We start from the raw sequence: 16,650 nt of genomic DNA on the forward strand, positions 1-16,650 counted from the left end.
ACACACCCGACACCACCACCAGCACAAAAACACCGTGGATCGCTCCGGAGCAACTTCACAAACTTACCGGCTGCCTTCTCACTTGTCAAACCGGCGTCCGCGAGTCTCTTTAGCCAGAGGCTTGAGTGTCGGTTTTTCCGTCTGACTCCGTGGAGCAGCGCGGAAATAAACTCTACCACCACTTTTTCCAGAAGGCCAACCGGGCGTCGACCCCTGCCCCACACCCCGCCAACAGGGCATGAAAAAGCCCGGAATCACGCGGATTCCGGGCCTTTCCACGAGCAAGGGCTAACTTGCGGCGGAAGCTCCGGGCTTGAAGTAGGCGGCGCCCAGCGGAGGCAACGTGACGCTGAGTGTTGCCGGCTGTCCGTCCTGCCCCTTCTCCGTAGCCTTCAGCTCACCGGAGTTCAGAACACCGGATCCGCCATAGGTTGTTGCGTCTGTATTCAGCACTTCCGTCCAGGCCCCGGCTTCAGGTACACCAAGGGTGTAGCCAACGTGGGGTGCTCCCGAGAAGTTGATGGCGCAGACCAGCGGGTTGTTCTCCTTGTCCCAGCGGATGAAGGAGAGGACGTTCCGGTCGGCGTCTCCTCCGTTGATCCACTGGAAGCCGCCCGGCTCGTTATCGCGGGTATAGAGCGCAGGGGTGGATGCGTACAGCTCGTTGAGGTCCTTGGTCAGCAGCTGCAGTCCCTTGTGTGCCGGGATGTCGGCGAGCCACCAGTCAAGCCCGTGCTGTTCGGACCACTCCGCTTCCTGGCCGAATTCCGTGCCCATGAAGATGAGCTGCTTGCCCGGGTGCGCCCACTGGTATGCAAAGAAGGCACGCAGGTTGGCAAGCTGCTGCCAACGGTCGCCCGGCATCTTGCGCAACATGGAGCCCTTGCCGTGAACTACCTCGTCGTGGCTGATGGGCAGCAGGAAGTTTTCCGTGAAGGCGTAGACCAACGAGAAGGTGACTGTGCCGTGGTGCCATTTGCGGTTGACTGGCTCCTCGGCGACGTACTTGAGCGAGTCGTGCATCCAGCCCATGTTCCACTTCAGGCCGAACCCCAGCCCGCCGTGGCTGGTCGGCGCGGTAACACCGGGGAAAGCCGTGGACTCCTCGGCGATCATGACAGCGCCGGGGTGGGTCTTGTAGACCGTGGCGTTGACTTCCTGCAGGAAGGAGATGGCCTCGAGGTTTTCCCGGCCGCCGAAGCGGTTGGGCTGCCACTGCCCTTCTTCCCTGGAGTAGTCCAGATACAGCATGGAAGCCACAGCGTCCACGCGCAGGCCGTCGATGTGGAACTCGTCCAGCCAGTACAGGGCATTGGCCACCAGGAAGTTCCGGACCTCAGTGCGTCCGAAATCGAAGATCAGCGTGCCCCAGTCCGGGTGTTCGCCCAGGTTGGGATCCGCGTGCTCGTACAGGGGCTCGCCGTCGAACTGGGCAAGCGCCCAAGCGTCCTTGGGGAAATGGGCAGGAACCCAGTCCAGCAGCACACCGATGCCCGCCTGGTGCAGGGTGTCCACCAGGTAGCGGAACTCGTCGGGGTGGCCGAAGCGTGAAGTGGGCGCAAAGTAGGAGGTCACCTGGTAGCCCCACGACCCGCCGAACGGGTGCTCGGCCACGGGCATGAACTCCACATGGGTGAACCCGAGCCACTTGACGTACTCCACCAGTTCCTTGGCCAGTTCCCGGTACCCAAGGCCCAGGCGCCAGGAACCGAGGTGAACCTCGTAGACGCTCATTGCAGAGTTGTGCGGGTCCCGCTGGGCGCGGGCCTCCATCCACTCCTGGTCCTTGAAGGCGTAGGAAGGCTCCACCACCCTCGACGCAGTCAACGGCGGCACTTCGGTTCCGAAGGCCAGGGGGTCGGCCTTCTCCACCCAGTGGCCGGCCTTGGTCCGGATTTCGAACTTGTAGCACGCCCCTGCTACAACACCCGGGACGAAGATTTCCCACACTCCCGAGGAGCCCAGCGAGCGAAGGGAGTTTTCCCGGCCGTCCCAGGCGTTGAAATCGCCCTTGACCCGGACAGCCTGTGCGTTGGGCGCCCAGACTGCGAAGGAGACACCGTCCACATCCCCCATCGCGGACTTGTAATGCTGGACGTGGGCGCCCAGGACTTCCCACAGTTTTTCGTGGCGGCCCTCACCGATGAGGTGCAGGTCCACTTCGCCCACGGTGGGCAGGTAGCGGTAGGGATCGTCCACGGTGACCGGATCCGCGCCCGGGTACGTGACGGAGAGCCTGTAGTCGGGAACGTGTCCCTGCTGCAGCGGCTCGAGGACGGCGACCCACACGCCGTGTGCCTCATGCTCCATAGGGACCTCGCCTGCCGGTGTGAGGACGGAGATTGCTTCCGCGAGGTGCTTCACCGTACGGATAGTGACGTGGCCGTAATCGTCAAGGTGCGCGCCCAACACAGAGTGGGGGGCGTGGTGTTCACCGTTGGCGATCCTGCCAAGGGTGCCTTCGTCGACCTTCAGCGGCACCCCCGGCCGGTCAGTTTGTGCTGAGCCTGTCATTTCGTTACCTTCCGATGCTGCCCCGGCGTTGCCGCCGGCGCCATTGCTGCCCAGGAGCCGCCTGGAGGCGTTCACGGGGATCGCCAGCCAGTCGGGCCTGTTACGCATTTCATAAACTACTTCGTACAGTGCCTTGTCCAGCCACAATGCCACAAAGAGCGGCGACTCCCTGTCCACCGTTCCGGGAGTGACCCCCGCGTACCCGGCCAGGAAGGCCTCCGCGCAGTCGTCAACCCAGTTTGCGGGCACCTGCGCGCCCTCCTGTTCGCGCTGGGCCGCGCCGGCCGCGTAGTCGAAGGACCGCAGCATGCCGACGACGTCCCGCAGGGGAACATCCGGGACGTTCCGCTCGGCGACGGGCCGCAGCGGTTCACCCTCGAAATCGAGGATGGCCCACCGGGCAGGGCTTCCCGAATGCCCGGGAACCTGGAGTATCTGGCCCAGGTGGAGGTCCCCATGGATACGCTGCAGCGCGCCTGCGGGCGCATGGTCAAGGCGGTCCAGGAGCGCGTTCAAAGCGTCGTCGTAAGGTCCGACGGCGGCACCGGCTTCTGCCCACGCTTGGCGGACCCGCTGGGCTACTGCGGGCGCAATGACCTGTCCGGGTTGCGGCTCGGCGGAGTGCCCCAGCGCCTGGGCCAGACGCTGGTGCACAGTGGCCGTGGCTGCACCCAGGGCATGCGCTTCTGCCGTGAAGTCGGTGCCCGAGCGGGCGGCATCAACAGCAAGGCGCCATGCATCGCGGCCGCCGGCCAGGAACTCGTGCGCTACCGCCAGCTCGCCCTGGACGTACCGGGGCCCCTTGGCCGTGGTGGACGCGGGCAGGCCCTGGCCGAGCCACTCGCCGCGCACCCAGCCAAGGGTGGCTGGAACTTCAGACGTGCCTGCAGCCGTGAGGGCGGCACCCACCTCAACCTCGGGATTCGTCCCCTCCGAAAGCACGCGGAAGAATTTCACGATCGCCGCGGAGTCGCCGTCGTCCACAATGACTGAACTGTTGGACTGCTCACCGGACAGCACCTTCACAACTCCGCGGGCAGTAGGGAGCCGGAGCTCCCCGGGGACGCGGAAGCCTGCTGCAATGCCGTTGGGGGCCTTTTCCTCCTGCCGGATGAGTTCCAGCCAGCTGCCCACGAAGTCGGGGTCGTGGACGGCGTCGTAAACCCAGGTCCTGGACGGGTCCATCCCGGCGGCCTGGCCAACCAGCGCCCGCTCCATCCCGGCTGCCGGCGCGTGCCGGAAACTCAAGGGAACCTGGACAACGGCGGTCCGGGTGCCGCCGTCGGGCGTTTGTATGGTGACGCGAAGGAGGAACACTGCCAGCCCGGCGTGGCCGGACGGATCTTCCAGCCCGAGGCTGCCGGCCTGGGACATCTCGAAGTCGGGCGTCTTGACCGGGAACCAGCGCTGCCGTGGCAGCCATTCCTGGAGCAGGGCGGTAAGGGCGGGGGTAAGTATGGGCTGGTTCATATCAGTTCTCGATCGACAGAATCGGCATCGCCTGCGTGTACGGAGACGATGGGTTGGAAGCTGCTGAACGGATCCGCAGCCAGAAGAAGTCGTGGCTGCCGAGCGTCAGGGTGAGGGTTCCGTCCTCGCTGATGCCGGGGAACGGCTGGCCGCCGAACACGTCGCGCAAACCGCGCCCGGCGAACTGCGGGACCCGCAACTGGGCCGCCACCGGATGCTGGGAGAGGTTGAACGCACACAGGATGGCCTCCCCGTCGACGCCGGCCGAATTGTCCTTGGGCAGCTCGCGGAGGTAGGCCAGCACGGCGTCATGGTCCGCCTCAACGTGTTTGAAGGCACCCAGGCCGAACGCGGGGTGGTTCTTGCGGACACTCAGGATCTGCCTCGTCCAGCGCAGCAGTGACCCTGAATGGGCGGCCTCTGCCTCCACGTTGGCCATGGCGTAGTTGTACACCAGGGACTGGATGGGAGGCAGGTAGAGCTTGCCCGGGTCCGCGTTGGAGAAGCCGGCGTTCCGGTCCGGGTTCCACTGCATGGGCGTGCGCACGGCGTCGCGGTCTTCAAGCCAGATGTTGTCCCCCATCCCGATCTCGTCCCCGTAGTAGAGGAACGGGCTGCCCGGCAGCGAGAGCAGGAGCGCGTTGATCAGTTCGATTTCGGCGCGGGAGTTGTCCAGAAGGGGCGCGAGCCTGCGCCGGATTCCGATGTTGGCCCGCATGCGCGGGTCCGGGGCGTACCAGCCCAGCATGGCGGCGCGTTCATCTGCCGTGACCATTTCCAGCGTGAGCTCGTCATGGTTCCGCAGGAAGGTGCCCCACTGTGCCCCGTCCGGGATTTCCGGGGTGTCGTGCATGGTTTCGATAATGGGGGCGGCCTTCTGGTCCCGCAGCGCGTAGTACAGGCGCGGCATGATCGGAAAGTGGAAGGCCATGTGGCATTCGGGCTCTTCCTCCGTCCCGAAGTACTCCACCACTTCGTTCGGCGGCTGGTTGGCCTCGGCAATGATGACCCGGCCGGGGTAGCTTTCGTCCACCATGGTGCGGAGCTTGCGGAGGAACTCGTGCGTGGCCGGAAGGTTCTCGCAGTTGGTCCCTTCCTCCTCAAACAGGTATGGAATGGCGTCGGCACGGAAACCATCGATGCCCTGGTCGAGCCAGAACCGGACAACATCGAACAGAGCCTCAATGACCTTGGGGTTCTCGAAGTTCAGGTCCGGCTGGTGGCTGAAGAACCGGTGCCAGAAGAACTGGCGGCGGATGGGGTCGAAGGTCCAGTTGGATTCCTCGGTGTCCACGAAGATGATGCGCGCGTCTTGGTACTTCTCGTCGGTATCGCTCCAGACGTAGAAGTCGCCGTAGGGGCCGTCCGGGTCCTTTCGCGATTCCTGGAACCAGGGGTGCTGGTCCGAGGTGTGGTTGAGGGGCAGGTCGATGATCACCCGCACACCCCTCGCATGGGCCTCCGCCACCAGGCGCTTGAAGTCGCTGATGGTGCCGAACTCATCAAGGACCGAGTTGTAGTCCGAGATGTCGTAGCCGCCGTCGCGCAGTGGCGACTGGAAGAACGGCGGCAGCCACAGGCAGTCCACACCCAGCCACTGGAGGTAGTCAAGCCTGTCGATGAGTCCGGAGAAGTCACCGGAACCGTCGCCGTTCGCATCCGCGAAGGCCCTCACAAGTACCTCGTAGAACACCGCCTTCCGGTACCACAGCGGATCATGCTGCAGGCCCGGGGCATTTAACTCAAACGTGCTCTTTGGGGTGAAATGCTGGCCGGAACCCTGCGGGTTGAAATTCACTGATGCATTCTCCTCACGCGCAGGATGTGTGCGGGCTCGACATGCGGATCAAGGCGGACGTAGTTGTACTCGCCCCATTCCCAGCTCTCCCCGGATACGAGGTCATCAACGTGGAAGCCTCCATTGTGGGTCAGGTCCTGGGGATCGAGTTCCAGCGCGGCCAGGTCAAGCGAGACGGTGCTTTCCCTGGTTCCATGCGGATCAACGTTCACCACAATGATGAGGGTGTCCTTGGACCCGTCCGGAAGGGTCTTGTGCTTGGAATAGACCACCGTGGCGTCGTCGGTGCTGTGGTGGACCGTCAGGTTCTGCAGGTCCTGCAGCGCCGGGTGGGCGTGCCGGACCTCGTTAAGCCTGGTGATGTACGGGGCAAGGGTCCGCCCGGAGTGGGCGGCAGCGTCCCAGTCACGTGCCTTGTACTCGAACTTTTCGTTGTCGATATACTCCTCTGCACCTGGCCGGGCCACGTGCTCGTAGAGTTCGTAGCCGGCGTAGACGCCCCACAACGGGCTGGCCGTTGCCGCCAGCGCGGCCCTGATCTTGAACGCCGCAGGCCCGCCGAACTGCAGGTATTCCGTAAGGATGTCCGGGGTGTTGACGAAGAAGTTGGGACGGAAGAACGCCGGGGACTCATGGCTTACTTCCGTAAAGTACGCCTCGATTTCCTTCTTGGTGTTGCGCCAGGTGAAGTAGGTGTAGGACTGCTGGAACCCTGCCCGGCCGAGTGCGTGCATCATGGCCGGCCGCGTGAAGGCCTCGGCCAGGAAAACCACCCCGGGAACCTCTTTGTTGACCTGCGCAATTAGCCATTCCCAGAACCACACGGGCTTGGTATGCGGGTTATCCACCCGGAAAATCTTTACGCCGTGGCTTACCCACAGCAGCACAATCCGCAGAATTTCATTTGAGAGGCCCTCCGGATCATTGTCGAAATTCAGCGGATAAATGTCCTGGTACTTCTTCGGGGGATTTTCCGCGTAGGCGATAGAGCCGTCCACGCGGGTGGTGAACCACTCGGGGTGGGACTGCACCCAGGGGTGGTCCGGGGCGGCCTGGAGCGCAAGGTCCAGGGCCACCTCCAGGCCCAGCCCGTTGGCCCGCGCCACGAAGGCATCGAAGTCATCGAACGTGCCAAGGTCGGGGTGGATGGCGTCGTGGCCGCCTTCCGCTGCCCCGATGGCCCAGGGTGACCCGGGATCGTTCGGCCCTGCGATCAGCGTGTTGTTGGGACCCTTGCGGTGCTGCACGCCGATCGGATGGATGGGCGGCATGTAGATGACGTCAAAGCCCATGGCCGCCACAGCATCAAGCCGCTGGGCAGCGGTGCGGAAGTTGCCGGAGGTCCAGGCGCCCGTGGTGTGGTCCTTGACGGCGCCTTCGGAGCGGGGAAAGAACTCGTACCAGGCACCGCGCCCGGCGAGGTCACGCTCAACCAGCAGGGGGAACCGCCGGGACACGGTCACCAGTTCCCGGATTGGCTGGCGGGCAACAATGTCCGCCACCTCCGCGCTGAACCCGGCGCCCAGGCGTTCCTCGGTTGTCAGCGACGCATCAGCAAGCGTGCCTGCAGCCCGGCCCAGGGCTTCCCGGTCCGCTTCGTTCCGGGAGTCGTCGCCGGATGCCTCGGCCAGCAGCGCCGACCCTTCGGCTAGCATGAGCTCCACGTCGATCCCGGCGTCCACCTTCACCTCGGCATTGTGGTGCCAGGTGCCGTAGCGGTCGTGCCAGGCTTCGATCGCAAAGGACCAGTCACCGGCGTCCGACGGCGTGAGCACGCCTTCCCAGCGGTCCGTCCCCATGCCGCGTTCCCCGCGCGGCGGTGCGAGCCTGACCCGCTGGCGTTCGTTGCCTTCGGGGTCAAAGAGCACGGCGCTGACGCCCAGCTGGTCGTGTCCCTCGCGGAAGGCGGTGGCTCCCACCACGATTCCTTCGCCCGGCAGGGCTTTGGCAGGGAACTTGCCATCCTCCACGACCGGCTGCACGGCGGTGATCGGAAATCGTCCGAACCGCAGCCCGTCAGTGATGGGGCCCTTCGACATTTCCATTGATGCGGCACTGGTTCCTGATGTAGTCGTCACAAGCTCGACGTTAGCGAGAAATGGGCAGGAATGCTAAGGCTGCGCACTAAATTCGGCGCGTCAGTCGTCATTTCCTCCGCGCCATCTGTCATTTACCCAAAAGAGACCCGAAGCTGGTTCCGGCCGCGCATGTTGTCGGTTAGTGTGACGCAGGTGAAGGCAATCCGCAGATTTACCGTCCGTACAGTCCTCCCCGAGCCGATCCGTCCGCTGGCCCGCCTGGCAAGCAACCTGCGCTGGTCCTGGCACCGCCCCACGCGGGAACTTTTCGAGGGTTTGAACCCCCGCCTCTGGAAGGAAAGCGGCCAGGATCCGGTGGGCTTCCTGGGGATGGTGAGCCGCGAGGAATTCCAGCAGCTCGCTGCTGACCGCGCGGTCGTGGAGCGGGTAAGGGCAGCCGAGCAGGACCTGGACCGCTATCTTGAGGAACCGCGCTGGTACCAGGGCCTGGGTCCCGATGCGCCTGCGTCGATCGCGTACTTCTCCCCGGAGTTTGGCATCACCGAGGTGCTGCCGCAGTACTCCGGCGGACTGGGGATCCTGGCCGGCGACCACCTTAAGGCAGCCTCGGACCTGGGCGTGCCGCTGATCGGTGTGGGCCTGCTGTACCAAGCGGGCTACTTCAAGCAGTCGCTGTCCCGGGACGCGTGGCAGCAGGAGACCTACCCGGTCCTGGACCCGGACGGCCTGCCGCTCACACTGCTGCGGGAGCCTTCCGCGGACGGCATTGGCCGCCCCCTGCAGATCGCACTCCCCCTCCCCAACGGCAGGCGCCTGCTGGCACACATCTGGCGCGCCGACGTCGGACGCGTTCCCCTGCTGCTCCTGGACTCCAATGTCCCCGGAAACGACGACGCCGCCCGCAGCATCACCGACCGCCTCTACGGCGGCGGCGGCGACCACCGGCTGCAGCAGGAGCTGCTGCTCGGCATGGGCGGGGTCAAGGCGCTGCGCGCCTTCCAGCAGCTCACCGGCACTGCCGCTCCGGAAGTGTTCCACACCAATGAGGGGCACGCCGGCTTCCTGGGCATCGAACGCATCCAGGAGCTTATGGCCGGGGAGCAGGCGCTGACGTTTGACGAAGCCCTTGCCGCCGGGCGGGCTTCCACTGTGTTCACCACGCACACGCCGGTTCCCGCAGGCATCGACAGGTTCGAGATCGCCCAGATCCACCACTTCTTCCAGGCCGGCCTGGCACCGGACGTGCCGGTGGACCGCATCCTGGAACTGGGGCGTGAAAACTACGCTGAGGGCAACCCCTCGGTCTTCAACATGGCCGTGATGGGCCTTCGTCTGGCCCAGCGCGCCAACGGCGTGGCCAAGCTGCACGGGGAGGTTTCCCGCGGCATGTTCTCCGCACTGTGGCCGGGCTTCGACCACTCCGAGGTGCCCATCACGTCGGTGACGAACGGGGTGCACGTGCCCACCTGGGTGGACAGCCGCATCTCCAAGCTGGCCCGGGACCAGTTCGGCAGCGAGGCCGAAGCCAACGGCCGCTGGGACCTCGCCTATAACGTCAGCGACGCGGACGTGTGGGCGCTCCGGCGTGAGATGCGGTCAGCGCTGGTTGACGATGTCCGCCTCCGCCTCCGCGCTGCCTGGAAGAAGCGCGGCGCGGCAGATGCCGAGCTGGGCTGGACGGACAAGGTCCTGGACCCGGACATCCTGACCATCGGCTTTGCCCGGCGCGTGCCCACCTACAAACGACTCACCCTGATGCTGCGCGAACCGGAACGGCTCAAGGCGCTCCTGCTGCACAAGGAACATCCCATCCAGCTGGTCATCGCGGGCAAGTCCCACCCCGCCGACGACGCCGGAAAGAAGATGATCCAGGACCTGGTCCGCTTCACGGACGATCCTGCTGTCCGGCACAGGATCGCGTTCCTGCCCAACTACGACATCGCCATGGCCCGCACACTGTTCCCTGGCTGTGACGTCTGGCTCAACAACCCGCTGCGGCCCCTGGAAGCATGCGGCACCTCCGGCATGAAGGCCGCGCTCAACGGCTCGCTTAACCTGTCCGTCCTGGACGGCTGGTGGGATGAAATGTACGACGGCGAGAACGGCTGGGCGATTCCCACCGCCAACAACGGTGCGTCCCCGGAGGAACGGGACGACATCGAGGCCGCCGCGCTGTACGAACTGCTGGAAACGCAGGTTGCCCCGCGTTTCTATGGCAGCACGGTGTCCGCGGGCGCGGGTGCTGCGGGTCCCTCGACGTCGGAGGCAGAGAAGGTGCCGACGCACTGGGTCTCCATGATCAAGCACACCCTCTCGCACCTTGGACCGGCAGTTTCCGCGGAACGCATGCTGCGCGACTACGTGAACATCCTCTACCGCCCGGCGGCGGAGGCGGGGCGGAGCGCCTCCGCCAATTCCTACTCGCAGGCCCGCACCCTGGCGGCCTGGACGGCGAAGGTGCGTTTGGCCTGGCCGCTGGTACACGTGGAGCACGTGGACTCTGTTGGTGTGTCCGAGGATCCCCAGATCGGGGACATCCTCCAGGTCAACGCCTATGTGGCCCTGCACAACCTCACCCCGGAGGACGTCTCCGTCGAAGTAGCCTACGGCCGGGCCGAGGAGAGCGACAGCCTGACGGACATCACGGTCATGGAGCTGAAAATGCAGGAGGACCTGGGCAGCGGGCGCCACCTGTTCAGCGGTTCCCTGGTGATCGACCGCTCGGGACCGTTCGGCTACACCGTCCGGGTCCTGCCGCGGCACGACGCCCTCGCCTCCAAAGCCGAACTGGGACTGATCGTCAACGCCTAGACAACAGCAAGCGCCTACGCCCAGTGCCTGACCACCCGGGAGGACCTCATGACCGAACGCACGGTGGCCGATGTCATTGTGGAACGCCTCGGAACTTGGGGGGTCACCCGGGTTTTCGGCTACAGCGGCGACGGGATCAACGGTTTCATGGGGGCCCTGCGGAGGGCCGAAGGACGCGTTGAGTTCGTGCAGGCGAGGCATGAGGAAACCGCTGCCTTCATGGCAGTGGGCCACGCCAAGTACACCGGCGGGGTGGGGGTGGTCACCTCCACCCAGGGGCCTGGTGCCGTGCACCTGCTGAACGGGCTCTACGACGCCAAGCTCGACGGCGTTCCGGTAGTGGCTATCGTCGGGCAGCAGAGCCGCACGGTGCTGGGCTCGGCCTACATGCAGGAAATCGATCTCATGTCCCTGTTCAAGGACGTGGCTTCACAGTTCGTCCAGCAGGTCAACGTTCCGGAACAGCTGCCGATGGTCCTGGACCGGGCGTTCCGCACCGCCAAGGCGACCTCCTCGCCGTGCGTGGTCATTGTTCCGCATGACATCCAGTCCGCCCCGGCGCCGGAACTGGACCAGGAGCACGGCATTGTGGTCACCGCACCGTCGTGGAGCACGTCTGCCAAGACTCCCCGGGACAAGGACCTGGAGGTGGCGGCAGCACTGCTGAACTCCTCGCAGCGCGTTGCGCTGCTGGTGGGCCAGGGAGCCCGGCACGCTGTGGACGAGGTTGTGGCAATCGCGGAAATGCTGGGCGCCGGAATTGCCACCAGCCTGCTGGGCAAGCCCTATGTGGACGAGACCCTTGCCTTCGCCGCGGGCACCATGGGACACCTGGGGACCACCGCCAGCGCGTACCTGCTCGGCAACTGCGATGCGCTGCTCATTGTTGGCTCCAACGATCCATGGACGGAGTTTTATCCGCCGCCCGGGGCAGCGCGCGCCGTCCAGGTCGACATTGACGAGCGGAAAATCGGCAACCGGTACCCGGTTGAGGTTGGCCTGGCGGGTGATGCGGCGCTGGCGCTCCAGGCCCTGATGTCGCGGCTGCGCCCGCGTCCCCGCGGGCAGTGGCAAACGGACGTTGAGCAGGAAGTTACCCGCTGGCGGGCCTTGACTGAGGAACGGGCGGCCGTGCCGGCCGTGCCGGTGAATCCTGAACGGGTGGTCCGCGAGCTGAACGGACGTCTGCCCGGTGAGGCCTTGTTGAGTGTCGACGTCGGCAGTTGCGTTTACTGGTATGCCCGGCAGCTGGTGCTCCCGCCGGGTGTCCCGGCCCATCTGTCCGGGACGCTGGCCAGCATGGGGTGCTCCCTCCCCTACGGCATTGCGGCAAAACTCGCCCACCCCGACCGTCCGGTCGTGGCCCTGGCCGGCGACGGCGCCATGCAGATGGCGGGCATCGCCGAACTGGTGACGGTGGCCCACCGGTGGCGGCAGTGGACGGATCCCCGGTTCGTGGTCTGTGTGTTCAACAACCGGGAACTCACGGAGGTGACGTGGGAGCAGCGGGAGTCGGAGGGCGAACCACGCTTCGCAGCAAGCCAGGAGCTTCCTGACTTCCCGTTTGCCGGCTACGCCGACCTACTGGGCCTTAAAGGCATCCGGGTGGAGGATCCGGAGCTGATCGGGGACGCCTGGGACCAGGCCTTCGCGGCAGACCGCCCCGTGGTTATTGAAGTACTCACGGACCCCGAGGTCCCGCTCCTGCCGCCGTTCCCCGCCGGCAGGGAGAAGGCGGAAAACATGCGCAAAGGCCTGGCGGCAGAGGACGACGGCGGCCGGGCAACGGAACTGCTTAGCACCTACGTCTCGCATGAGGAGCGCGGCGGGTAACGCCGGGCAGCCGCGTTCAGAGCAGGACGGCGGTAACGGCCAGGTCTTTGCCGGCGTAGCGTTCAGCGTCCTGGAGGATTTCGCACATGATCCCGAAGGACCTGTCGCTGCGGAAGGGAGCGGCCACCAGCCATAGCACGGTAACGGGAGGATTGCCGTTGTCCGTGATGCTGTCCGCAAAGTCGTGCAGCGAATCGTTCAGCGCATCGAGGTTTACCCCGTAGTGTTCCGGGAAGTCCAGGACCTCGCCGAAGGCCTCCAAGACCGCTTTCCTGCTGTCCGCAGCGGGGACCACCAGGCTGCGGCGGCCGGCGTCGGCCACCTTTTCCTGCAGTTCCTCCAGGGTCCAGGTGTCTCCGGAGTAGATCTTCATGGTTCTGCTCAGCTGCCTTCCACAATGAACTTGAACGACTCGTAGTGGTCGTCGGTGTAGTACTTGTCGCCGCCGGCCCCGGCCACGATGCGGCGTGCTCCCCTGTCCGACTCGCCAGGCGTTGGCACGGTGTACTCACGGTAGTAGCCCCTGTCCTGCCGCGGCAGGATGCGTTCAAAGTTGCCGAACGTCTGGTCGTCCTGGCCGTAGCGGTACGGTCCGCCGGCACGAATCAGGTTAAGCACCCTGCGGCCCTCGGCCGGAAGCGCCGATTCCCTAACCTCCGGCAGGCCGGAAGGATTCTCCGGCGCGGCCATGGGCGGAGCCGGGGTTTGTGGCGCCGCCGGCTCTCCGGAAGCTGCACTCGGCGCAGGCACGGAACTGGAGGTGGCCTCCGGCGTCGCGCCTTCCGTCAGCTGGTCCAGGAATCCGGTGCCGCCGAAAGCAAGCAGCGCCAGTACCACCAGGCCAGTCAGCAGCAAGGGCAGGATGGAGCGATTGCGCATTCTCGTGGTCCCCGGGGCCTAGGTGCGGTAGATACTGATGGAATGGGCCTCGACGAGGTCCTTCTCCCCTGACGCAACCCGGCCGCCCTGGCGCAGCTCGTGGAGCGGCGAGGTGGTCAGGCGGAGCTCGAACATCTGAGGGTGGGTGCCTTTTGCGGTGACCCGGGGCAAGGAGATCTGGACGTCGGTGTTACTGCCGTTCACCACCATCAGGCCGGCGAGGGCGCCGTTGTCGGATCCGAGCAGGAGCTGCACCACGCGGTGATGGGGATCGTTCCAGCGTTCCATGGACATGGGATGGCCGTCCTGGTCGAACCAGTGGAGGTACGACTGCTCGTCCCGGACGGGGAAGTCGTGGGGCTGCGCGGCCAGGAACTCCTTGCGCAGGCGGATGTACCGCTTGGTGCTGCGGAGCATTTCGTGTGATTCCGGCGTCCGGGTCCAGTCCAGCCAGGCGATGGGGTTGTCCTGGCAGTAGGCGTTGTTGTTTCCCTGCTGGGTCCGCGCCAGCTCATCGCCGGCGGTGATCATGGGCACGCCCAGGGAGATGAGCAGCGATGCCATGAGGTTGCGGCGGGACTGGGCCCTCCTGGCCAGGATGACGCCGTCCTCCGTGGGGCCTTCGACACCATGGTTGTAGCTGCGGTTGTCTCCGTGCCCGTCCCTGTTCTCCTCGCCGTTGTCCTCATTGTGCTTGCGGTCGAACGAGACGAGGTCATTGAGCGTGAAGCCGTCGTGGGAGGTGATGAAGTTGACCGATGCCAGGCGGGAACGGCCGGAGGCCTGGAACAGGGCAGCGGAACCGGACAGCCCGTCCGCGAGTTTGGACAGGGACCCGCCGTGGCCCCCGGCTTCCAGGGCAGCCCGGTCCGCCAGCCAGAATGACCGCAGCGCGTCACGGAAGTGATCGTTCCAGTCAACCCAGCCGCCCGGGAACCGCCCGGTCTGCCAGCCGCCGTAGCCCACGTCCCAGGGCTCTGCAATCAGTTTGACGTCCGAAAGGACAGGGTCCGCGGCAATGGCAACGAGGAATGGGTGCCGGGGGTCAAAGTCGTTGGCTGCATTCCGGCACAGCGTGACGGCAAGGTCGAAACGGAAGCCGTCGATGTGGAACTCGTCCACCCAGTAGCGAAGGGAGTCCAGCACCATCTGGACCACGCGGGGTTCACCAAAGTTCAGGCTGTTTCCGCAGCCCGTGGTGTCCACGTATTTTCCGTGTCCGTCCGTCCGGTAGTACGCCTGCTCCCCCAGCCCGCGGAAACTGATGGTCTGGCCGTCGGGGCCGCCCTCCGCCGTGTGGTTGTAGACGACGTCGAGGATGACTTCCAGCCCTGCGGCATGGAGGAGTTTAACCATGCCCTTGAACTCGTCCTGGACGGCCTGGGGGCCGGCTTCCTGGGCTGCACGGGTGGCGTAGCCAGGATGCAGGGCGAAGAAAGCCGCCGTGTTGTAGCCCCAGTAGTTGGTGAGTCCCAGGTCCTGCAGGTGGGGTTCATCCATGTGGAAGTGCACGGGCAGCAGCTGCACCGACGTGATGCCCAGGCTGGTGAGGTGTTCGATGATGGCAGGGTGGGCCATGCCGGCGTAGGTGCCGCGGAGCTCCTCCGGAACATCGGGGTGGAGCATGCTTTGTCCGCGGACGTGCGCTTCGTAGATGATCGTGTTGCGCCACGGCAACCGGAGGCGTTCGTCAGTTCCCCAGTCAAAGTCCCCCGCCATGCGCACGCTGGTCAGGAAGCCATCGCGCTGGTCCACGGCCCTGCCGTACGGATCAAGCAGCAGCGGCTGGCCGCCGTCGTCATCAACGTCCGCGGTGGGCACGGCAAAGGGCAGGGACTGCTCGCTGGACGCCGCACGGAACCCATAGCGGGATCCGTACGGCAGGTCCTCAACGATCCCGTGGTGGACGCCATGGGTGACGTTGGGCAGCGACTGAAGCTTCCACTCCCCGCCAGGTGCGATGTATGCGATTTCCAGGCTGGAGACACCCGGCGCGTAGCAGGCCACGTTGGCACGCCCGCCTGCCCGGTGGCGTGAGCCTCCAGAATCGGCGCGCGGAACACTCACACCGAGCGGAACGGCCGTGGAGGCGTCCATGGTGGAAGCAGTGTCGAAGAGCGGCATGACCATCACCTAAATATTAGCCGCCAGCGGCACGTGTCCTGCCCGGACGCCTTGGCTGCGCCGGGTACTGCTCAGGGAAGGGATTTTGCAGCGGGGAGGTGCCCGCCCGCTCCTACTTGGCTGCCCGCTGCCGGGAGACTTCGTAGAGCGAGATGCCCACGGCCATGGAGGCGTTCAGCGATTCCATGGCGGAATCAATGGGAATGGACACGATCTGGTCGCAGTTCTCGCGGACCAGCCTGCTGAGGCCCTTGCCTTCCGAGCCCACCACGATGCACACGGGTTCGGTGGCAAGCGTCAGGTCAGGCAGGGAAACGTCGCCGTCGCCGTCCAGGCCGAGGACGAAAATCCCCATGTTCTTGAACTGCTTCAGGGCGTTGTTCAGGTTCGATGCCCGTGCCACGGGTACGCGGACTGCGGCACCGGCACTGGTCTTCCACGCCGAGGCGGTCACACCCACGGAGCGGCGTTCGGGGACGATGACGCCGTGGCCGCTGAAGGCGGAAACCGAGCGGATGATGGCGCCGAGGTTGCGGGGATCGGTAATGCCGTCCAGCGCCACGAAGAGCGGCGCATTGGAGATGTGCCCCTTCTTCCACTTATCGACCGTGTCTTCAGCCAGTTCGTAGGCATCCTGGTAGTCATAAGGCGGAATCTGCAGCACCAGGCCCTGGTGCACGGCGTCATCGGTCATTCGGTCCAGTTCAGGCTTGCCTGTTTCCAGCAGCGGGATGCCGCGCTCGGCCGCGAGCTTCAGCGATTCCTTGACGCGGTCGTCCATTTCGATGCGGATGGCGACGTGCAGTGCCTTGGCCGGGATGCCGGCGCGCAGGGCTTCCACGACCGAGTTGCGGCCGGTGACGACTTCCTCGGTGGCGCGGCCCTTGGGACCGGACCGGGCTGCCCCGGCGCTGCGGGCGCCCGGGTTGCGCTTGGCTGCGGACCGTTCCGAGAGCTGCTTGGCCTTGTGCGCTTTGTGGTACGGGCGGTCCTCCGCCTTGGGCGTGGGGCCTTTGCCTTCCAGGGCCTTGCGGCCGTGGCCACCGGTCCCGATGGTTGGGCCCTTCTTCGCTTTAACCGATCGGCGACCATTGTTGGCCATTGTGTTCCACCCTTGATTGTGTTGACTGAGTCTGCCTACCAGTCTACTGAACCAGGAAAAATCGCCCGCTCCGGAGCCAA

The 16,650-nt window shown here is 65.4% G+C and carries 9 protein-coding genes; 2 read left to right on the forward strand and 7 right to left on the reverse strand.

The annotated features are described in order from the left end of the window. Positions 1-288: 288 nt before the first annotated feature. The 3 genes from IEX33_RS18475 to IEX33_RS18485 are packed head-to-tail and all read right to left on the reverse strand — an operon-like array spanning position 289 to position 7,821. Positions 289-3,984 carry a 1,4-alpha-glucan branching enzyme gene (locus IEX33_RS18475; protein ID WP_188732358.1) on the reverse strand — a complete coding sequence of 1,232 codons (3,696 nt, stop codon included), beginning with the start codon at positions 3,982-3,984 and terminating at the stop codon, positions 289-291. A 1-nt stretch (position 3,985) separates the two neighbouring features. Next, the gene (gene treS / locus IEX33_RS18480) at positions 3,986-5,782 is read right to left on the reverse strand and encodes a maltose alpha-D-glucosyltransferase (RefSeq protein ID WP_104189103.1); all 1,797 of its coding nucleotides are present in this window, start codon (positions 5,780-5,782) and stop codon (positions 3,986-3,988) included. Then, a complete protein-coding gene (locus IEX33_RS18485) occupies positions 5,779-7,821 on the reverse strand; it encodes an alpha-1,4-glucan--maltose-1-phosphate maltosyltransferase (protein WP_188732411.1) in 2,043 nt (680 codons plus the stop codon). The genes treS and IEX33_RS18485 overlap by 4 nt, the downstream gene beginning before the upstream one ends. Positions 7,822-8,013: 192 nt before the next feature. Between IEX33_RS18485 and glgP the strand changes: the two genes are divergently transcribed. Both glgP and IEX33_RS18495 read left to right on the forward strand, forming a co-directional pair. Then, the gene (gene glgP, locus IEX33_RS18490; protein WP_181038194.1) at positions 8,014-10,632 is read left to right on the forward strand and encodes an alpha-glucan family phosphorylase; all 2,619 of its coding nucleotides are present in this window, start codon (positions 8,014-8,016) and stop codon (positions 10,630-10,632) included. A gap of 48 nt (positions 10,633-10,680) precedes the next feature. Next, complete coding sequence (locus tag IEX33_RS18495) at positions 10,681-12,465, forward strand: thiamine pyrophosphate-requiring protein (protein WP_188732359.1); 1,785 nt, start codon at positions 10,681-10,683, stop codon at positions 12,463-12,465. Positions 12,466-12,481: 16 nt separating this feature from the next. Here the strand turns inward: IEX33_RS18495 and IEX33_RS18500 are convergent, their stop codons facing one another. The 4 genes from IEX33_RS18500 to rlmB all read right to left on the reverse strand — a co-directional run bounded on the left by IEX33_RS18500 (position 12,482) and on the right by rlmB (position 16,570). Further along, a complete protein-coding gene (locus tag IEX33_RS18500; protein ID WP_188732360.1) occupies positions 12,482-12,838 on the reverse strand; it encodes a barstar family protein in 357 nt (118 codons plus the stop codon). A gap of 8 nt (positions 12,839-12,846) precedes the next feature. Further along, a complete protein-coding gene (locus IEX33_RS18505; protein ID WP_188732361.1) occupies positions 12,847-13,344 on the reverse strand; it encodes a ribonuclease domain-containing protein in 498 nt (165 codons plus the stop codon). A gap of 18 nt (positions 13,345-13,362) precedes the next feature. Next, positions 13,363-15,474 (reverse strand): glycogen debranching protein GlgX, encoded by a 2,112-nt coding sequence (gene glgX, locus IEX33_RS18510; RefSeq protein WP_188732362.1) that lies wholly within the window; start codon positions 15,472-15,474, stop codon positions 13,363-13,365. A 106-nt stretch (positions 15,475-15,580) separates the two neighbouring features. Further along, positions 15,581-16,570, reverse strand: a complete 990-nt coding sequence (gene rlmB, locus IEX33_RS18515; protein ID WP_066273821.1) for a 23S rRNA (guanosine(2251)-2'-O)-methyltransferase RlmB — start codon at positions 16,568-16,570, stop codon at positions 15,581-15,583. Between the last annotated feature and the right edge of the window lie 80 nt (positions 16,571-16,650).

It is taken from the genome of Pseudarthrobacter scleromae (genome assembly GCF_014644515.1).
In the GTDB taxonomy this organism is placed as follows: domain Bacteria; phylum Actinomycetota; class Actinomycetes; order Actinomycetales; family Micrococcaceae; genus Arthrobacter; species Arthrobacter scleromae.